Source organism: Pseudarthrobacter sp. TAF60_1 (assembly GCF_052113505.1).
GTDB lineage: Bacteria > Actinomycetota > Actinomycetes > Actinomycetales > Micrococcaceae > Arthrobacter.
In genome coordinates, this window is sequence record NZ_JBFRDI010000001.1 from 429,739 (window position 1) to 447,660 (window position 17,922).

Consider the following 17,922-nt stretch of genomic DNA (forward strand, 5'->3'; position numbering starts at 1 on the left):
AATCAAACTTAAAGGTCCCCCTGGGGACGGGGCATCGGGCCGCCTCCCCCTACTGTCCAGCCTCGGCCGGGGTTTCGGAGCCGGTGCCGTTAGGGGTTGTAGGGGATTCACTCGCTTGCGGGTTCTCGGTTCCCAAGGCAAGCCTGAGCCTTACCAGCAGGTCCGAACGGTTTTCAGCGCCCAGACGGCGGCGCATCCGGGCAATGTGATGCTCAGCAGTGCGGGGCGAGATATAGATGGTTTCCCCAATCTCCCGGTAGGTCTTCCCCTCCAGCACCAGCCTTGCCACTTCTTTTTCCCGTTCGCTCAGCACCGAAGGGTCCGGCTGGACAGCGCCATTTCCGTTGCCCTGGTCCTTGGCGGGCGCAACGCGGGCTTCAGACTGGCCTGTGGAGGGAGCGGAGGAGTTTCCCTGCGGGTGTAGGTCCTGTGCGCAGGACAGCAGGCGCACCATGTCCTTGCGCTCATCTGCCCGGGCAGCGGCTAGCCCGGCAAGCCGTGCACCTTCCCAGGGCATCCCGACGGCGTTCAACCCACGTGCGGCTGACTCCACATCCGCGACCCTGAACCTGCCCGCGAGCACCGATACCCAGGCCTTCCCTGCTGAAGCCAGCTGCGAGGCAAGGTGGCTGTGGTCCGCCGCCCGGGCAAGTGCTGCCGCATGGGGTGCCAGATCGGTGGGGCTCTCGTTCAGCAGTGCCGCCTGGACGGCCGCCCAGTGCAGGGGTACCGCCCACAGCGGCGGACTGCCAAGGTCCCGCAGCAGCTTCCACGCTTCCTCGAGATAATGCGAGACGCGCCTGGTCTCCCCCAGCCGGGCTGCGGCGATCAGGAGTTCCCCCCAGGGAAGGAGGTTGTAGAGGTCCACCGTAGTGTGGAGCATTGCTTCGCGGGCGCGCTCCCAGGCCAGGATGAGGTCGTGGACTTCGCCGCTTCTGCGGGCCAGGCCCACTTCCAAGGCAACGCACAGGAATTCGTCGCGGGGCACCAACGGCCAGTGATTGGCTTTTGAGGCTTCATTGATGGCCAGCCGCGCCTCATCCGGGTTGTCCTGTTGCATGGCCGACCACGCCTGGAGCAGGAACAGCCGCGGCTTGACGGCGTCTCCTCCCTGGCCGGCAGCGGCGGCTGCATGCGCGATGGTTTCGGCCAGATGCGGCTCGCCGCTGTGCAGGGCAACCAGCGCAGCCAGGGCTCCGGGCGCGTCGGGAATGGGCAGGGCAGCCCCGGACGCGTTCAGCATGTCCGAGGCATGGATCAGGAGCGGCAATCCCTGATGCGGGTCCCCGGACAACGATTCCACCAGGCCCATGGCCGTTTGTGCCTGTGCCACGGCGAGGAATGTAGGTGACGCCGGCTCGGAACCGGCCGGGAACATTGCCTCGGCAGCCGCACGGTTGCCGCGGCCGATCATTGCCACCGCGGCCGCCGGTCCGGATGGCCCCACCCGTTCCGGACCCAGCCAGCCGTAGACGTCTGCGCTGCGGGCGAGCATGCCCCGCTGGGCCCAGACAGCGGCCGAGACATCTACGCCGCGCTGAAGGTCCGGCGGATTAGGACACATCAGGAGCCCATCGATGATCCGCCCGGCAGAGTTCAGGTCTCCCGTGGCCCACGCCGCCTGGGCCCGGCGTGCTGCGGTTGCCATCTCATCCGCGCCGGCAAGGAGGGCTTCCTCGTAGAGTTGGACGGCTAAGCCTGGATCGTGTTCCAGGGCGCGGTCCCCGGCTTTTTCGAGTTCAGCGGCGACACGGTTGTCAGCTAGCCCGCTGCGCGCCAGTTCACGCGCGAATTCTCCCAACGGGCGGCCCTCCGCGGCGAAACACGCCACCAGCTCACGCTGCAATGCCTGGACTCTCGGGGTGGGAGTGGCGGTGAGGAGCGCGTGCTGAACTGTGCCTACCACCGTGCCGTCAGGTTGGAGAAGCCCGGACGATTCCGCCCGGGCCACCAACTCTTCCATGCTCTCCACTTGGCCTTCGGCCACTCTGCGCTCAAGGTCCGCAGGCAGCGGTCCTGGCAAAGTGAAGCCTACCGACAAGGCCAGGAGGAGTTCCCGGACTGCCGCGTTCTCCCCGTGGAACTGGTTGGCAATGTGCTGGGGATGAGGGGGCGCCGTTGATTCCTGGGCCGGCGCGGCCTCGTGGGGCATCATGCGTCACGCTGCCGGCACGGTGGTCGGACTAGGCGACGGGGCTGGCGCGAGGGTGGTTGTAGGAGCCGGAGCGGGAGCCACCGAAGTCGGCGCAGGCGCGGGAGCGGGGGCGGGAGCGGGCGCTACCGAAGTCGGCGCGGGCGCGGGAGCCGGCGCAGGCGCGGGAGCCGGAGCAGGCGCGGGAGCCGGAGCAGGCGCGGGAGCCGGCGCAGGCGCGGGAGCCGGCGCAGGCGCGGGAGCCGGAGCAGGCGCGGGAGCCGGAGCAGGCGCGGGAGCCGGAGCAGGCGCGGGAGCGGGAGCCGGAGCAGGCGCCACCGAAGTCGGCGCAGGCGCGAGAGTGGTTGTAGGAGCCGGCGCCGGCGTGGTGGGGGCAGGATCGACACTCGGTTGAGGCGTGGTGGTCGCGGGCGGCGTCGTAGTCGACGGGGTGGTTGCAGGCGGTGTGGTCGCGGGCGGCGTGGTAGCCGGCGGGGTGGTTGCAGGCGGGGTGGTTGCAGGCGGCGTCGTAGCCGGCGGGGTGGTTGCAGGCGGCGTCGTAGCCGGCGGGGTGGTAGCCGGCGCGGTGGTTGCAGGCGGTGGCGTCGTAGTCGGCGGCGTTGTCGCAGTGGATGTGGGGGACGTAGTTCCGGGCGTTCCCGGCGTCCCGGGCGTTCCCGGTGTCAGGGGCGTACCCGGCCCGGCTGCAAGGGTGGGACTGCTCGACGTGCCTGACCCGCCGGGCGTGGACCCTGTGGCCCCTCCCGGCGTCGAACCGTTGGATGGGGGTGACGAGGCGGATGGCCTGCTGCTGGGTGAAGCTGCTGCCTCGATCCCCGCTGCCGGGGCAGCCGGGGCTTCCGGTTTGGCGCTGGCTTCAATGCCAACCTGAGGTTCGTTAGCTCCCGGCGCCGCGGCAGCAGGGCCGCCGCCCGCTGGTCCGGCCGCACCCAGTGCGGCCGGACCTGGAGTCGCAGCCTGGGAGGGCGTGGTATCCGGCGCGAGCATGGCCGTGAGGCTGCTCAGGCCGCCGGGGCTTTGGGCCGCAGTGGCGGACAGGATGGTGAACAGGGCAGCACCCGCAGCAACCGCAGTTAGCCGCACGGCCGGACGCGGGGCATGCGTCCCGCCTTTCGCCACATGTGCATGGTCATGGTGGGCGTGGCCCGCAGGAACCCCCCTGGCACCGTCGCCGACGGCGGCGGTGCCAGTCAACGAGCCAAAAGCTGCCCCGGGCTTACGGGACCAACTCGCACGACGGTCGGCGTCGTGCGGCTCAACAGCTACATCTACTGGCGCCGGGATTCCGGGTACCGCGTCAGCGGGCTCGGCGGCAATTGCCGGCTGGGCCCTCACGGCGGCCACAGCCGCACCAAAGCAGATCGAAGACTTTGGATCGGCATCCACTGCGATGGGCCGGTCCAGCTGTTCTGAAATCAGCTGCGCCACCAGGGGTATCCGTGAAGACCCTCCGATCAGGAGCACCGCAGTCAGGTCCGCCGGCTCCAGCCCGAGGCTTTCCAACGAACTTTCGAGGGCATCTACGGTGGGGCCGATGTCATCGCCGCCGATTCCTTCGATGCCGCCCGGGCTGCCCAGGAATTCAAAGTGGCCCTCGCCGGCCTTCCGAAGGATGGCGGTGTCAAAGGTCCCGCCGCCGAGATCGTAGACGGCGATGGTGCTGCCGTCCTCCACCCGCACCTGGGAGGCGTAATGCAGCGCCGCTGCTTCCGGCTCGGTGATCAGGGTGACGTTGCGCAGTCCCCCGTTTGCCAGGGCTGTGAGGACAGCGGAGGTCCGGTGGGCGCCCCAGGACGCCGGGTGCGTGATGATAATTTCCGCCGGCCGGGAGCCCTCTCGCTCTTCGGCCCTGTCCACTACCCAGCGGGCCACCGTGGCGAAGATTTCCTCAGCCGGAAGCGTCAGCGTGCCCACGGCGAACGGAACGTTGTCCCCGATCCGGCGCTTGAACTCACGCACCACGCGGCCGGGATCGTCCAGGCCGCGGCGCTCGGCAGCTTCCCCCACCAGGATGGGCCCCTCTTCGGGGTAGTACACCACGGACGGCACTGCGGTTCCGCGGAGGCCCAGGGGCAGGCTCTCCGGAGCGGCCTGGACGCCGTGGTCAAGGGTGGCGATAGCGGCGGCAGTGAAACTGGTCCCGACGTCGATGGCGAGAACGTAGCTCATAGGTACCTCAGAACAGCGCAGCTGGCCAATCCGCGAGCTTCATCACGGACGAGCTTCAACCAAGGTAGCATTACAGCCTGCCGGGCGACACCCTCATTCGTACATCGATTGGCGAATCACGCCACCGTGTCGGGAGGAACCGAATGAAACCCCTGCTCAGAGGCCTGAGTAGGAATGCAGGCCGTTGAAGAACTGGTTAACGATCGTGAAATTGAAGACCACGCAGAGGTACCCGACGATCGACAGCCAGGCGGCCCTGGTCCCGGTCCAACCGCGTGTTGCACGGGCGTGGAGGTAGCCGGCGTAGACCACCCAGATCACAAAAGTCCAGACTTCCTTGGTGTCCCAGCCCCAGAACCGGCCCCAGGCCTTTTCGGCCCAAATGGCGCCGAACATCAGGGTGAAGGTCCAGCCGATGAAGGCGATGGCGTTGATCCGGTAGGAAAGGTTTTCCAGGCTCAGGGCGGAAGGAACCAGGCGCATGAAGCCAAGCTTGTCGGCGCCGCCGGCAGCGATGGTCTTTTGCCGGTGGGACTGGACCAGTTGCAGCGCGGACATGGCAAAGGTAAGGGTGAACAGCGCCGAGGACATCACGGCGATGGAGACATGGATGACCAGCCAGTAGCTCTGCAGCGCGGGTACCAGGTGGCCCACCGGAGTCCAGTAAGCAACGGAAGCGGCCACCAGCATGATGATCGCAAGGCCCACCACAAACGTGCCCAGGAAGCGCAGATCGCGCCGGATGAGCACCAGCAGGAAGACGGTGACGGCCACAAAGGCGCCGGTGGTCAGGAACTCATACATGTTGCCCCACGGCACGCGGCCGGCACCCAGCGCACGGGTGACCACACCGGCGCCGTGGATCAGGACAGCGAGAACGGTCAGGGCGACGGCAACGCGCGCCGGAACTCGGCGTTCGGCTGCGTAGCGCATGTCGGCGTCGGCCGTTTGCCCTTTCGCGGAGCCTGTTCCGGCCTGCTTGGCAGCGGACGACGACGGCCGTTCGGCCCGTCCGGCAGGCCCGGCCAGGTGCGAATCCACCCTGTTCGCTGTCGCCACTGTGCCGGCAGACGCACCTACCCCGGCTGCGACCGCAACCCTGGCTTCGGGAACAGCCCCCGCAGCCTCCGCCGCCTTGAGGTCAATGGCGCGCAACGCCTTGCTGCTCTTGGCCAGGTCCCAGGCGAAGGCGATGAAGGCCACGGTATAGGTGCCGGCGGCGAGCAGCATCAGCAGTTCGCTGTATGCGCCCATGGTTTCGTTGATGACGAAAGGCATTACTGGTCCTTTGTGGGTCCGGCGGAGCCGGTGGGGATGGTGACGGAGTCTGCGCCATTATGGCCCTGGCGGCTGGGAGTTTGCTGGGTGGAGGCGGGATCGGCTGGGTCAGCCGGGCCGCCGTCGTCGGCGGGAAGCTGCCACTCGTCGGTAAGGAGCTTGCGGATGGCTTGCGCCTCGGCGGCCAGCCGGTGGTCCTCACCGCGGGCCAGGAGCCCGTATTCCACCATGGTCCGGCCGTCCTCGTGCGTGCCGGTGCGGACCCAGACGCGGCGGCGGTTGACGTAGAGGGAGGTGATGAGTCCCGCCACGGCCAGCAGCGCGAAGATGAGGGCGGAGACCTGGCCCGGGTTGTGGTGGATGTCCACGCCGACGTAGCGCTTCACGCCGTCGAAGCTGATGCTGCCCTTGCCGTCCGGCAGGGTGTAGGTGCTGCCGGGCGCCAGGGTGATGCCGCCGGCGGCCAGCTTCCGGTTGTTCAGCGGGGTGAGGCCCTTGACGTCGAGTTCGAAGACGTTCTGCGGTGCACCGTTGTCAAGGCCAAGGTCACCGAAGTAGGAGTTCAGGGTGAGCTGCGGGTTGAAGAGGCCCGGATCGCCGCTGAAGGAAACACCATCGTCGGTGATGAACGCGGTAGGCAGGAAGAACCCGACGAAGCCCAGCTGGTCCGGCCGCGCATCGGGTACCTTGATGACCACCGAGGAGTAGTAGTTCTGGCCCTGGAGCTTGGCCACCACGGGGCCCTGCATGGCCACGTTGCCCGCACCGTCGCGAATGGTCACCACGGGGGCGTAGCCGTTGCCTGTGAGGTAGATGCTGGTGCCGCCCAAGGTGACGGGGTCGTTGACCTTAAGGTTTTCCTGCTTGGCAGGCGCATCCGGCGTTTCCCTCGTGGTGACCTGGGCGTTGAAGTCGATGGGCTGGCCGAACTTGCCCGGCGATTCGCGGTCGAACGTGACGTCGAATTTGTCCAACTGGATGGAGTAGGGCTGCAACTGGCTGGACTGGAAGTTGGTGCCGGGCGTGAACTGGTCATAACCCACCAGGGTATTCACGAACGTGTCGCCCTCAACGAGGATGCGCTGGCCGCTGTAGCCGAACAGGCCGCCGATAGCCACGGATACCAGCACGCCGATCAGCGAGGTGTGGAACACCAGGTTCCCCACCTCCTTGGCGAAGCCGCGCTCGGCGCCCAAAGACGGCCGCGCGCCGTCGTCGTCCCTCACCTCAACGCGGTAGCCGCGCTTCCGGAGCAGCCCCGCGGCGCTGTTGATGGCGTCCGACGCCGGGAGGCCGGCGTCGGCGGGCACCACCAGGGTGCCGTACTCGGGGAGGCGGGAGAGCCTTATGGGGGTCCGCGGCGGCTGCGAGCGCATGGCTTTGTAGTGGGCGATGGCGCGCGGCACCACGCAGCCGATCAGCGAGATGAAAAGGAGGATGTAGATGGCCGAGAACCACGCCGAGGAGTAGACGTTGTACAGCTGCAGCGTGTCCAGCAGTTTTCCGTACTCGCCATTGTCCTTGATGTACTGCGTTACCACGAACGGGTTGGTGGGGCGCTGCGGGAACAGCGACCCCGGCACCGCGGCAACCGCCAGCAGCAGCAGGAGGAAAAGCGCCGTGCGCATGCTGGTCAGCTGGGTCCAGGCCCAGCGCAGCATCCCCAGGGGTCCCAGGACGGGGAGGGCCGCTTCAGCCTTGGCAGCAGCTACGGGGGCCGGGGACTTCTTGTTTTCTTTCACGCGCTCGCTCATCAGATCGGCAACTTCACATCAGTTTGGAACCAGTACTGCAGTTCGGTGACCCAGGTGCCCCAGACACCGCTGGCCATCAGCAGACCGAGCAGCACCAGGATGCCGCCGCCTATCCGCTGGATGGCCAGGCGGTGCTGGCGGAAAAAGGACATCACGCCCATGCCCCGCCGGACGGCCAGGGCAATCAGCAGGAAGGGGATGCCCAGGCCCAGGCTGTAGACGAACGCCAGGAAGGCGCCCTTGGCTGCGGATGACCCGCCGGACAGGCTCAGCAGCTGGACCGCGGAGTAGGTGGGGCCGATGCACGGGGCCCAGCCCAGGCCGAAAGTGAGCCCCAGCAGAGGTGCGCCCCAGAGGCCGGCAGGCGGCTTGGCGTGGATCTTGGCGTCCCGCTGCAGCCACCCGAAGCCACCCATGAACACCACACCCATGATGATCACCAGGATCCCCAAAAGCTGGGTGATCCAGGCGTTTTGTGAGCCAGTGATCAGGGTGCCGAGCTGGCCGAAAGCGCCGCCCAGCAGCACAAAAATCACCGAGAACCCCAACACAAACAACCCGATGCCCGCGAACATCCGGCCGCGCTTCTGTTTTTGCAGGTCCACCCCGCTGAGGCCGGTCACGTAGCCCAGGTAGCCGGGCACCAGGGGCAGCACGCACGGCGAGAGGAACGACACCAGGCCGGCGAGCAAGGCCACCGGAATGGCGAGCAGCAGCGAGCCGCTCAGGATGGTTTCAGCGAAGGGGCTGTTCACGGTCCGGGACCGCGGCTACTCTGCCACGGCGGCGGTAATGAGGGCTTTGAGGGTGCCCTTCTGGATTTCGCCGAGCACGCGGGAGGCTACCCGGCCCTGCTTGTCCAGGACCAGTGTGGTGGGGACAGCGCCGGGGGGGACAATCCCGGACACGGCCAGGAGCACGCCGCCGTTTTTGTCGTCGAAGCTCGGGTAGGTGAGGTTGAAGGTCTTATCAAAGGCCTCGGCGGTGGCTTTTTCGTCGCGGAGGTTGACGCCAAAGAACTGCACGCCCTGGTCCTTGAACTCCTGGTGCAGCTCCTCCAGGATGGGCGCTTCCACCCGGCAGGGCGCGCATGCGGCGAACCAGAAATTCAGGACCGTCACCTTGCCCTGGAAATCTGCGGGCGTGACGGTGGTGCCGTTGAACAGGGTGCCGTTGACGGCGACGGCGGCCTTCCGGTCTCCTGCCGCGAATTCCGTGACGGAGCCGTCGCCGGCGATGTAGTTCTTGTTGTCACCGGCCTTGGCCTGCTTGGCCAGGGCATCCTCCTGCGCGCAGGCGGAGAGCCCGAGCGTGAGGGCGGTCAGGGCGGCGCCGCCGGCGGCCAGGATGGCGCGGCGGGACGTTGGGCGCTGGGTGTTTGTCATCTCACGCTCCCGGGGTAGTGGCAGCACCGGGAAGAAGCGCGGCAGCGGGCTCACTGTACTCAACGCGCAGGAGGGAGCCGTCGTCGTCGAACACCAGGGAGGTGACGGATGTCAGCGTGCACTCGCGCTTGCGGGGATCATGCCAGAGCGGACGGCCTTCGGCGCTGAGGCGGGTGGCCCAGATGGGCAACTGGTGGCTGACCATGATGGCCTCGGGTCCGGCCACGCCGTAGTCTCCCGCGGCCAGTTCGATGGCCCGGAGCCTGGCGTCCTCGACGGCGGCGCGGACGCGCACCGCCTGCTCCTTGTACGGCTCGCCCCAGGAAGGCCGGAGGGGGTTAATCAGGCGCGGCCAGTGCTTGGGCTTGCGCAGCTCAGCCTTGTTGACCTTCATGCCCTGGAAGTAGTTTTCCGCTTCGATGATGCGCTCGTCCGTATATATCTCAAGGTTCAGCAGCTCCGCCGTGGGGGCTGCGGTTTCCTGTGCCCTGACCAGCGGCGATGCGGCGAGATAGACAATACGGGCACCCTGGGCCGCGCGGTCCGCGAAGTGCGCAGCAAGGGTCTGCGCCATCTCCCGGCCCAGCTCGGAGAGGTGGAATTCGGGCAGCCGTCCGTACAGAACGCCGTCGGGATTATGGACCTCGCCGTGGCGGAGCAGATGGACAGTGGCTTGGGGCATGTGTACCAGTTTCTCAAAGATGGCGTGCGATCCGAAATCTTCTACATTGCGTAGAACTGAAACTCTGGGAAAAAAGTTCCTGAACATGGAACAAAACATGCAAATGCATGCTTATAGTAGGTGCAGCGGATAGTTGAGAGTTCAACCGATCAGCCTATCCGGAAGTACCACCCGACAAACCCAAGGAGAAACACCATGACTCTTCCCGCAGACGTCACCACCGGCACCTGGACCCTCGACAACTCACACAGCGAAATCGGTTTCACCGTCCGCCACGCAGGCATCAGCAAGGTCCGCGGCCAGTTCAAGGATGCAGCAGCAACCCTGGACCTCGCCGAAAACGTGGCCGATTCCAAGATCAACGCCACCATCCAGGCCGCCAGCTTTGACTCCGGCGACGCCAACCGCGACGGCCACGTCCGCGGCGAAGACTTCTTCGACGTCGAGAAGTTCCCGGAAATCTCCTTCGTCTCCAACGGCCTGGTGAACGCTGGCGACAACTACGAGCTGACCGGCGATCTCACCATCAAGGGCGTTACCCGTCCGGTCACCCTGGAGACCGAGTTCAACGGCGTTGCCGTTGACCCGTTCGGCATGACCCGCGCCGGCGTTTCCGCCGAAACCACCATCAGCCGCAAGGACTTCGGCCTGACCTGGAACGCAGTGCTCGACGCCGGCGGCGTGCTGGTCAGCGACAAGGTTGCCATCAACCTGGAGCTGGCCTTCATCGCCCCCGCGGCATAATCCTTCGCACACTGAGCCCGGCCGCCGGATCCCCCAAGGGGTCTGCGGCCGGGCTCAATACTTTAACCCCGGCCGTTCCCCTCCAGTTCGCCTCGAATCTCCTCGTTAACCGGGAATACGCCGTCTACAGTGAGAGCCATGACCAACCCTAGTGAAGACCCGCAGCCCCAGCAGCCCGGCGGACGGCAGTTCCAGATGCCTACCGATGGTCCCCGCAGCTTCAACGACGTCATGCCCAAGGGCGGTCTTTCCGGCATGTTCAGCGTGACGGGACTGCCCACCGAGCTCAAGGTCTCCTACTGGATCTGGCTCGTCGGCGGCATGCTCGGTGTCTTCGGTAGCTTCTTCGGCCTCCTTGCCACCCTGGCCCTGTTCACCGTCGCCCCGGGGTTGGCTGCTTTGCTGCTCCTTCTGGTTCTGGTGGCACTCGCCCTGGCCGTCGCCCAGATTGTCCTCGCCATGAAGATGAAGGAAGGCAAGGAGTGGGCCCGCCTGGCGCTCACCATCGTCGCCGGCGTCTCACTGGTCCTGGCGTTCCTCAGCGGCAGTGTGGGTGAAGGCATCGGCAACAACTGGCTCGGATTCCTGATCAGTGCCGCAGCAACGGTCCTCATGTGGCTACCTAACTCGCAGGCCTGGTTCACGGCCGTCAAGGGCCGCGCTTAGGCGGTCCGTTTCGCGCCGGCCTGGACTACCTGATTGACGCCGTTCAGGCCGGTTCCGCTACTCGGTTGGGGCATCCGGGCTCAGCCGGGAATACCTCTTTGGAATGACCCTCCGTGGCGCGGCCGGAGGGTACGGTTGAACTAAGCCGTACTGGGGGCAGGGCCAGTGGACTGCACCCAGCAGCCGAACTGACTTCCAACCTGCAAAGGACCGCTCATGAGCACGCCAGTCCCGCCTCCCGTCCCGAACGAGCCTGAGCCCGGCAACCAGCCGCCGGCACCCCGCTACGGTGAGAACAGCCCACAGCCCGGGCAGAACGCACCACAGTACGGCCAAAACGCACCGGAGTACGGGCAGAACGCTCCCGCCGCCCCGCAATACGGGCAGAACGCCCCGCAATACGGGCAGAACGCTCCACAGTACGGTCAGAACGCACCCGCTGCCCCGCAGTACGGGCAGAACCCACCGCAGTTCGGCCAGCCCACTCCCCCGGCTTATGGCCAGCAGCCGTACAGCCAGTCCCCCTACGCCCAGTACCCTTCGGAAAAGCCGCAGGCCACCGGGCCGGGCGGCGTTCCCCAGCTGGTCAACATCTCCTTCTGGCTCCTGATCGCCGCCGCTGCGGTGTTTGTCATTTCCATGCTCATGGGCATCACGATGCTCGATGACCCGCAGATGCGCCGTGCCTTCGATGACGCGATGCGCAGCAGCGGCGCCACCGGCACCGAGTTCAACTTCAATGATTTCAAGGGCGTTCTCGCCGGAATGCTGGTGGTCATCGCCATCGTGGGTGCCGGCCTGTACCTGCTGGTGGCCTTTTTCATCCGCAAGGGTAAGAACTGGGCAAGGATTCTCGGCACCGTATTCGCGGCTCTGTCTGTCTTCGGACTGTTCCAGGTACCCAACATCGGCACCTTGGGAACGCTCGCGGGCATTGCGGCGATCGTGCTCCTCTACCTGCCAGCCGCCGCTCCTTACTTCCGCAAGCAGCAGCCGTTCGCCAACCCCTACACCACGCCAGGAAACCCTTACGGGCAGTAGGGTTCCACGCAGTACCCCACACCTCAACGGGCGTGGACCTCACCGGCCGCCGAACGACAACCTAGGCGGTCTGGTCCGGGGTCTGCGCCCGTTGCGCGTGGTAGGCCAGGATCTGCAGTTCGGTGGCCATGTCCACCTTCCGGAGGTTGACGTCGTCGGGGACCTGGAGCATGACGGGAGCAAAGCTCAGGATGCTGTGGACTCCAGCTGCCACCACGCGGTCGCAGACCGCCTGCGCAACCGCCGCCGGCAGCGCCAGGACCACCATGTTGGCTCCAGTTCGGTGGAGCACTGTTTCCAGGTCCGCGACATCGCTGACACGCAGCCAGCCCACTTCGTTCCCCACCACGAGCTGATCGGCGTCGAAAATTGCCACCACGTCGAAGCCTCGGGATTCAAAGCCGCCGTAGCGGGCCAAGGCCTTACCCAGGTTGCCGGCGCCCACAATGGCAACTTTCCAATCGTGGGTCAGCCCGAGCGCCGCGGAAATATGGCGGCTGAGGTACTGCACTTCGTAGCCGACGCCGCGCGTCCCGTAGGAGCCCACGTAGGACAGGTCTTTGCGGAGGGTTGAGGAGCTCACGCCAGACGCTTCCGCCAGGGACTCCGAGGAGACGCGCTCCACGCCGTCGGCGAGCAAGGTGTTCAGGGCGCGCAGATAGATGGTCAGTCTCGCCACTGCAGCGGGCGGAATCTGTTTGGCGATCTCCCCCGTCGGCGCCGCCGATGTACCGTCTACGGCCCGGGGAGATGAATCCAGCGAACTCACTTGCCCCTCCATTGCCTCGCGTTGTGACTCCACTCTAGATCCCCGTCGCCGCTGTCAACAAAAGCCGGCGTCATGCTGTGCAATCGGTTGCCTAATCGTGCAGGAGCCGTTGAAGGACGCGTTCCAAGCGAGTTTCGTCGATCTTCCAGAAGTCGCGCTGCACTCCATTCACCAGCACCACCGGGATTTCCTCGGCGTACCGCTCACGCAGTTCGGGCAGTTCGTCAACCTGCTGTTCCGTCCACCCAAGCCCCAGTGCGGAGGTAACGCGTTCGACGGCGTCGCGCGCGTCTTCGCAAAGGTGACAGTCTGCTTTGGTGATGAGGACTACCTCCGGGTTGGCCATGCTTTAACCGTATCGCCCTTGGGGGCGTATAGCGGCGCACGGTGTCCGCCAACGCCTCGTCGGGAATCCGCGCGGCCGGCCATTGACTAGACTCGTGGACATGCCCGAGGAGAAGTACGTCGCTGTTGTCACCCAGCCGGATGCGGTGATGCAGACCAGCGAAGCGGCCTTCTTCGACGTCGACAACACCCTCATGAAGGGTGCCAGCCTCTTTCACGTCGCCCGAAAGATGCACCAGCGCGGCGCTTTTACCCTGGCGCAGGCAGCCGGCTTCGCCTGGAAGCAGTTCAAATTCGTGGCGCGCGGAGAGAACATGGACGATGTCCATGCGGTCCGCGATTCAGCCCTCACCCTCGCGGCGGGCATCACGGTGGATGACATCAAGGCACTGGGCGAAGAAGTGTACGACGAAATGATCGCCTCCAGGATCTGGCCCGGAGCGAAAGCTTTGGCGGAGCAGCACCTTCGCGTGGGACGGCGCGTCTGGCTGGTCACGGCCACGCCCATCGAAGTTGCCACCGTCATCTCCACCCGTCTGGGCCTCACTGGGGCACTTGGCACTGTTGGCGAAGTAGCCGACGGCATGTACACCGGCCGGCTGGTGGGTGACATCCTGCACGGCTCGGCCAAGGCTGTAGCAGTCCAGGAGCTGGCCGACGCGGAAGGGCTGGACCTCAAGCGGTGCTGGGCCTACAGCGATTCCTACAACGACATCCCGCTGCTGACGCTCGTCGGGCACCCCGTGGCCATCAACCCCGATTCCAGGCTGCGCGGCCACGCCCGCGACCACAACTGGCCGGTCTACGATTTCCGCTCCGGCCGGCGCGCCGCCACCCTTGGCCTGAAGGCGGCAACAGCGGGGGGCGTGGTCTACGGGCTCTGGAAAGGCTTCGCCCGCATCCGCGGGCCCCGCATGTAACTGCTGGAACGACAAAAATGCCCGCTGCCGGAAGGGCAACGGGCATTTTTCACGCTTGTCGAAGTATCTCTACTTCTTATTGCGGCGCTGGTGACGGGTCTTGCGAAGCAGCTTGCGGTGCTTCTTCTTGGCCATACGCTTGCGACGCTTCTTAATAACTGAACCCACGAAAGTTCCTCACAAACTAGATGTAGTACCTGTCTGATGGAAAAGGTCCGTGGACAGAGCTACAGACAAAAACAACTGACAGATTCTTACAATGACGTAAAACGTTCCTTAACAGGGTACCGCTTCTTTGCGGCGGCCACTGACCGTAGCCGTCCCATAGGCCGTAACAGTGCTCAGGCCGTTTCGGTGTGCCCGTCCACTACAGCGCCCTTAAGATACTGCTCGACGGCGCTTTCCGGCACCCGGTACGACCGGCCGAAACGCACCGCGGGCATTTCGCCGGAATGGACCAGGCGGTAGACGGTCATTTTGGAGACGCGCATGACCTCGGCCACCTCGGCCACGGTCAGGAACTTCGCGTTCGAGAAGTTCTGTTCTGCGGACATTTCCCTATTCCTTTGCTGACGGATGACGGCTAACCCCAGCTGTGTTCCATTGCGGTGTGCCGATGCTGAGCCATCCACCAACCATGTGATAGATACTCTAGAGGTTCATGGGGCTGTAGTGAAAGTCATCCGGAGTAATCACTATGCAATACGGCGTTTCCGGGCAGACGCCGCGAGCTGGTCGAGCACCGAAACTGTAACGTCCCACTCCATGCACGCGTCTGTCACGCTCTGCCCGTACACCAGCTCGGACGTGCCCGCGGCGTGCTCGGCAACATCCAGGTTCTGCGCGCCGCCCACGAGGAAACTTTCCAGCATGACGCCGGCGACGGCCTGCGCTGCCTGGCCGCCCTCTTCAAGCTGGGCACCGATTTCCAGCGCCACCTCGGCCTGCCGGTGGTGGCTCTTTCCACTGTTCGCGTGGCTGGCATCGACGATCAGGCGCGGGTTGAGGCCCTTTCCGGCGAGCTTGGCAGAGGCGCTTTCGACGTCGGCTGCCGAGTAGTTCGGTCCCTTGCGTCCGCCGCGGAGGATGACGTGAGTGTCAGGATTCCCGGCCGTGGCCACCAGCGCGGCGCGGCCGTCGCCGTCGATTCCCAGGAAAGCCTGGGCCGCCACGGCGGCGCCGCATGCATCGACCGCAACCTGGAGGTCGCCGTCGGTCCCGTTCTTGAAGCCGATGGGCATGGACAGGCCGGAGGCCAGCTGGCGGTGGATCTGGCTTTCGGTGGTGCGGGCACCGATCGCTCCCCAGGAGATCAGGTCCGCCATGTACTGCGGGCTGATGGGCTCGAGGAACTCGGTGGCAGTGGGCAGTCCCAGTGCGGTGACCTGCTGCAGGAAGTGACGTGCGGCGCGGAGGCCGGCCTCCATATCGTGGCTGCCGTCCAGGCGGGGATCGTTGATCAGGCCCTTCCACCCAACCGTGGTGCGCGGCTTCTCGAAGTAGGTCCGCATGACAATCAGCAGGTCTTCCTTGTGCTTTTCAGCCTGGCTCACCAGCCGGCGGGCGTACTCCAGGCCGGCCTTGGGATCGTGGATGGAGCAGGGGCCCACGATGACCAGCAGACGGTCGTCCACACCGTCCATGATGGCGCGGACCTCATCGCGTCCGCGTTCGACGACGTCTGTAATCCGGTTATCAAGCGGCAACTCGGCGATGAGTTCTGCGGGCGTGGGCAGCGGGGCGAATTCGCTGACGCGCAGGTTGGACGATTTTGCGGGAGTGGCTGTTGCGGGGCTCATGCTCGGGGTCCTGTTCCAGATAGGAAGCGGGCCCAGATCAGAACCCGCCGGAGAAATGGCGAAGGGCAGAGAATGATCTCTGCCCTGTTGGCTCTGAAGGAAGTTGGATGCGTGTCAGTTAGACGCGGGCCCCTCCAGAGCCAACGAAAAATACGCATACCAACGGTTTGTCATAGGCACACGATAACCACGCGCACCGGGCTCCACAAAATCGCTTTCGTCACACTGCGTAGCCCCGCTCACCCGAGAAGCTTGCGGAGGTACTGCAACTGCCGGATCCAGTGGTGCTCCTGGCCGCCTTCGTGGTTGTTGAACCGGTATATCTCGATCTCCTTGTGTGCCGCGGAGTCGCCGCCGTAGGCGTTGAAGCTGGCGAAGACGGTGGACGGCGGGCAGACGTCGTCCATCAACGCGACCGAGTACAGGGCCGGGGCAGTCGCCGCCCGGGCGAGGTTGACGCCGTCGAAATAGTTGAGAACCTCCAGCATCTGGTCGTACCGGTCCCGGTGCCGGCCCAGGAAGGCAGCAATTTCCGGATAGGGGCCACGGGGTGCGGTGTCGATCGCCCTGGGGAAGTCCTGCAGGAACGGAACGTCGGGCAGCGCGGCGATGACGCCGTCGAGCCTTCCTGCCACCAGCCCGGCTACCGCCACCGCGATGCCGCCGCCCTGGCTGATTCCGGCCAGGACGACGCGCGCGTCATCCACCTCCGGGTGGGACTGCGCAGCTTCCACCGCCCGGAATGCGTCCACGTAAACGCGGCGGTAGTAGTAGTCCTCGCGGCTGCCGGCACCTCGCGTCATGAGCCCGGCATACGCGACGTCACCGGCGGACCGGTGGGGGTCCGGAGTGTCGCCCACGATTCCGCCGAAACCCTGGCCCCGGGTGTCCATGATGAAGTGCGCGTAACCGGCCTGCGCCCACTTCGTGTCCTGATTAACCAGGCCACGCCCGCCGGAGTAGCCGACGTACTGCACGACGACGGGCAGCCGGCTCCCAGCCTGCCGGTTCGCCGGGAGGTGCAGCCAGGCCTTGATCGGTGCGCCGCCAAAACCCGCGAACGTGACGTCGAAGGTGTCGATCACGGATAAGTGGTTCTCCACCTGCTCGAACGTGGCTCGAAGCGGGTATGCCTGCGCCTCCTCGATGGTCGCGTCCCAGAAGCTCCGCAAATCCGCCGGCGCTGTGATGCTTGAGGTGTAGCCGCGGAGCTGCTCAAGAGGGAGGTCGAAGAGGGGCATCGTTTGCCGGTCCTGTCTCGTCTGGAATACCTCTGGAGATCCTATGTCATACAACCGTGCGGTGACAGTATCCGGCTGGCCAGGCGGCCTGCGGCGCGAACCTATGAAGCTGACCCACGCGGCCGCAGATTCGGAGGCGGCCACGGCTTTCCCGGATTGTCCGTTTGCGATGACGGCTTGCGCGCTAGGCGGCCAAGGGCATCCCAAAGAGTTCCTCGGCCCGCCTGACAAGATGCGCGGGCACGTCCGATTCACCGCTGCGTCCATCGTTTCCCAGGAAGACGGCGCATCCGCGCCCGGCGCCGGCCAGGTCAAGGCCGCGATCGTAGGTTAGCTGGGCGGCGCGCAGGTTCGACGGCAGGTTCCGGATCATGCCTTCCGCGTTCAGGTAAACATGCCAGTCACCGCGCGTGATTGACTCAATATCGCCATCAACCAGTTCCTGAAGGTTCTTCAGGGTGGCTTCGATCGGCTCGATGCGAACTGGTTCTGCGATGCGGGCCGGGATTATTAATGCCGTAAACATGGTGTTCATTTTTCGTCCTATTTGCTTTAACCACGCCCCGGATCCGGATGTTCCCGCCCGCTCGACGCCGCGTGAAGAACGGCTTCACGGAAGGTCGGTTCGGGGATTTCGCGGGTTCCTTGGGCACTCTTCCGAAAAGGAAGTCCGACGGCGGCGAAAATGTCAGTGCCTCGAGGCAGAGTATTCCTATGGAGGCTTTGACGGCGCAGCTCGCGGGGAACGTCGGCAGTACCGCGGTGCTGACGCGCGTTGGTGTTCCTGCGCCGGTGAGCCTGACAGCGGCGATCGCGGTGGTCCGAGCCGCAGTCGCTGCCGCCCCGGACCAGCTGGCCATGGCAGGCTATGCCGAGGCCGCCGAATTCGCCGCCCAGGCCGAGGAGCTCTCCCGGTCCGTGGACTACCTGCAGATCCTCGCCGCAGGGGCCGTGGACCGGACCCGCACCCAGGCCAT

18 protein-coding genes and 1 pseudogene are annotated in these 17,922 nt (G+C 65.6%); 5 read left to right on the top strand and 14 right to left on the bottom strand.

Translation table 11 applies throughout. The features are described from left to right. Positions 1 to 49: 49 nt before the first annotated feature. The 7 genes from AB4Y73_RS02140 to AB4Y73_RS02170 form a co-directional block, all read right to left on the bottom strand. Positions 50 to 2,155: a LuxR C-terminal-related transcriptional regulator gene (locus tag AB4Y73_RS02140; protein WP_441867898.1), complete on the bottom strand. Its 2,106-nt coding sequence runs from the start codon at positions 2,153 to 2,155 to the stop codon at positions 50 to 52. A 3-nt stretch (positions 2,156 to 2,158) separates the two neighbouring features. Beyond that, the gene (locus AB4Y73_RS02145) at positions 2,159 to 4,321 is read right to left on the bottom strand and encodes an Hsp70 family protein (protein ID WP_441867900.1); all 2,163 of its coding nucleotides are present in this window, start codon (positions 4,319 to 4,321) and stop codon (positions 2,159 to 2,161) included. A 156-nt stretch (positions 4,322 to 4,477) separates the two neighbouring features. After that, entirely contained in the window at positions 4,478 to 5,599 is a 1,122-nt protein-coding gene (ccsB, locus tag AB4Y73_RS02150) for a c-type cytochrome biogenesis protein CcsB (protein ID WP_441867902.1), read from the bottom strand. Beyond that, the gene (gene resB, locus AB4Y73_RS02155) at positions 5,599 to 7,353 is read right to left on the bottom strand and encodes a cytochrome c biogenesis protein ResB (protein WP_441867904.1); all 1,755 of its coding nucleotides are present in this window, start codon (positions 7,351 to 7,353) and stop codon (positions 5,599 to 5,601) included. The genes ccsB and resB overlap by 1 nt, the downstream gene beginning before the upstream one ends. Next, the gene (locus tag AB4Y73_RS02160) at positions 7,353 to 8,108 is read right to left on the bottom strand and encodes a cytochrome c biogenesis CcdA family protein (protein WP_441867906.1); all 756 of its coding nucleotides are present in this window, start codon (positions 8,106 to 8,108) and stop codon (positions 7,353 to 7,355) included. Before AB4Y73_RS02160 ends, resB begins: the two co-directional genes overlap by 1 nt. A 15-nt stretch (positions 8,109 to 8,123) precedes the next feature. Beyond that, on the bottom strand, positions 8,124 to 8,738 hold the full coding sequence (locus AB4Y73_RS02165; protein ID WP_441867908.1) for a TlpA family protein disulfide reductase: 615 nt from the start codon (positions 8,736 to 8,738) through the stop codon (positions 8,124 to 8,126). A 1-nt stretch (position 8,739) separates the two neighbouring features. Continuing rightward, positions 8,740 to 9,420, bottom strand: a complete 681-nt coding sequence (locus AB4Y73_RS02170) for a histidine phosphatase family protein (protein WP_441867910.1) — start codon at positions 9,418 to 9,420, stop codon at positions 8,740 to 8,742. A gap of 195 nt (positions 9,421 to 9,615) precedes the next feature. Here AB4Y73_RS02170 and AB4Y73_RS02175 point away from each other — a divergent pair, with 195 nt between their 5' ends. The 3 genes from AB4Y73_RS02175 (at position 9,616) to AB4Y73_RS02185 (ending at position 11,871) form a co-directional block, all read left to right on the top strand. Then, entirely contained in the window at positions 9,616 to 10,164 is a 549-nt protein-coding gene (locus AB4Y73_RS02175) for a YceI family protein (protein ID WP_441867912.1), read from the top strand. A 138-nt stretch (positions 10,165 to 10,302) separates the two neighbouring features. Further along, positions 10,303 to 10,830 (top strand): hypothetical protein, encoded by a 528-nt coding sequence (locus AB4Y73_RS02180; RefSeq protein ID WP_441867914.1) that lies wholly within the window; start codon positions 10,303 to 10,305, stop codon positions 10,828 to 10,830. Positions 10,831 to 11,046: 216 nt separating this feature from the next. Then, positions 11,047 to 11,871: a hypothetical protein gene (locus AB4Y73_RS02185; RefSeq protein ID WP_441867916.1), complete on the top strand. Its 825-nt coding sequence runs from the start codon at positions 11,047 to 11,049 to the stop codon at positions 11,869 to 11,871. 61 nt (positions 11,872 to 11,932) lie between these two features. On the opposite strand, the gene AB4Y73_RS02190 is transcribed toward AB4Y73_RS02185, so the two are convergent. After that, entirely contained in the window at positions 11,933 to 12,640 is a 708-nt protein-coding gene (locus AB4Y73_RS02190) for a redox-sensing transcriptional repressor Rex (protein ID WP_441867918.1), read from the bottom strand. 91 nt (positions 12,641 to 12,731) lie between these two features. Then, entirely contained in the window at positions 12,732 to 12,986 is a 255-nt protein-coding gene (locus tag AB4Y73_RS02195; RefSeq protein WP_441867920.1) for a glutaredoxin family protein, read from the bottom strand. Between the two features lie 100 nt (positions 12,987 to 13,086). On the opposite strand from AB4Y73_RS02195, the gene AB4Y73_RS02200 reads away from it, so the two are divergent. Then, complete coding sequence (locus AB4Y73_RS02200) at positions 13,087 to 13,905, top strand: HAD family hydrolase (RefSeq protein WP_441867922.1); 819 nt, start codon at positions 13,087 to 13,089, stop codon at positions 13,903 to 13,905. Positions 13,906 to 13,974: 69 nt separating this feature from the next. Here AB4Y73_RS02200 and AB4Y73_RS02205 read toward each other — a convergent pair whose 3' ends face one another. From AB4Y73_RS02205 to AB4Y73_RS02225, 5 genes are all read right to left on the bottom strand, one after another. Beyond that, complete coding sequence (locus AB4Y73_RS02205) at positions 13,975 to 14,073, bottom strand: 30S ribosomal protein bS22 (RefSeq protein ID WP_003792170.1); 99 nt, start codon at positions 14,071 to 14,073, stop codon at positions 13,975 to 13,977. A gap of 173 nt (positions 14,074 to 14,246) precedes the next feature. Continuing rightward, a complete protein-coding gene (locus tag AB4Y73_RS02210; RefSeq protein ID WP_190987656.1) occupies positions 14,247 to 14,459 on the bottom strand; it encodes a helix-turn-helix domain-containing protein in 213 nt (70 codons plus the stop codon). A 141-nt stretch (positions 14,460 to 14,600) separates the two neighbouring features. Further along, positions 14,601 to 15,704: a 3-deoxy-7-phosphoheptulonate synthase gene (locus AB4Y73_RS02215; protein ID WP_441867924.1), complete on the bottom strand. Its 1,104-nt coding sequence runs from the start codon at positions 15,702 to 15,704 to the stop codon at positions 14,601 to 14,603. A gap of 239 nt (positions 15,705 to 15,943) precedes the next feature. Beyond that, positions 15,944 to 16,945, bottom strand: coding sequence for an acetylxylan esterase (locus tag AB4Y73_RS02220; RefSeq protein ID WP_441867926.1), 1,002 nt, complete (start codon positions 16,943 to 16,945; stop codon positions 15,944 to 15,946). 184 nt (positions 16,946 to 17,129) lie between these two features. Beyond that, entirely contained in the window at positions 17,130 to 17,480 is a 351-nt protein-coding gene (locus AB4Y73_RS02225) for a DUF3846 domain-containing protein (RefSeq protein ID WP_441867928.1), read from the bottom strand. A 179-nt stretch (positions 17,481 to 17,659) separates the two neighbouring features. Here AB4Y73_RS02225 and AB4Y73_RS02230 point away from each other — a divergent pair. Next, positions 17,660 to 17,922, top strand: a pseudogene (locus tag AB4Y73_RS02230) (hypothetical protein); the annotation flags it as partial.

Coding starts and splice junctions, on each gene's coding strand:
- AB4Y73_RS02200 (WP_441867922.1), top strand. CDS start 13,087: ATGCCCGAGGAGAAGTACGTCGCTGTTGTCACCCAGCCGGATGCGGTG.
- AB4Y73_RS02145 (WP_441867900.1), bottom strand. CDS start 4,321: ATGAGCTACGTTCTCGCCATCGACGTCGGGACCAGTTTCACTGCCGCC.
- AB4Y73_RS02185 (WP_441867916.1), top strand. CDS start 11,047: ATGAGCACGCCAGTCCCGCCTCCCGTCCCGAACGAGCCTGAGCCCGGC.
- resB (WP_441867904.1), bottom strand. CDS start 7,353: ATGAGCGAGCGCGTGAAAGAAAACAAGAAGTCCCCGGCCCCCGTAGCT.
- AB4Y73_RS02210 (WP_190987656.1), bottom strand. CDS start 14,459: ATGTCCGCAGAACAGAACTTCTCGAACGCGAAGTTCCTGACCGTGGCC.
- AB4Y73_RS02180 (WP_441867914.1), top strand. CDS start 10,303: ATGACCAACCCTAGTGAAGACCCGCAGCCCCAGCAGCCCGGCGGACGG.
- AB4Y73_RS02170 (WP_441867910.1), bottom strand. CDS start 9,420: ATGCCCCAAGCCACTGTCCATCTGCTCCGCCACGGCGAGGTCCATAAT.
- AB4Y73_RS02175 (WP_441867912.1), top strand. CDS start 9,616: ATGACTCTTCCCGCAGACGTCACCACCGGCACCTGGACCCTCGACAAC.
- AB4Y73_RS02215 (WP_441867924.1), bottom strand. CDS start 15,704: ATGAGCCCCGCAACAGCCACTCCCGCAAAATCGTCCAACCTGCGCGTC.
- AB4Y73_RS02220 (WP_441867926.1), bottom strand. CDS start 16,945: ATGCCCCTCTTCGACCTCCCTCTTGAGCAGCTCCGCGGCTACACCTCA.
- ccsB (WP_441867902.1), bottom strand. CDS start 5,599: ATGCCTTTCGTCATCAACGAAACCATGGGCGCATACAGCGAACTGCTG.
- AB4Y73_RS02140 (WP_441867898.1), bottom strand. CDS start 2,155: ATGATGCCCCACGAGGCCGCGCCGGCCCAGGAATCAACGGCGCCCCCT.
- AB4Y73_RS02225 (WP_441867928.1), bottom strand. CDS start 17,480: ATGAACACCATGTTTACGGCATTAATAATCCCGGCCCGCATCGCAGAA.
- AB4Y73_RS02165 (WP_441867908.1), bottom strand. CDS start 8,738: ATGACAAACACCCAGCGCCCAACGTCCCGCCGCGCCATCCTGGCCGCC.
- AB4Y73_RS02195 (WP_441867920.1), bottom strand. CDS start 12,986: ATGGCCAACCCGGAGGTAGTCCTCATCACCAAAGCAGACTGTCACCTT.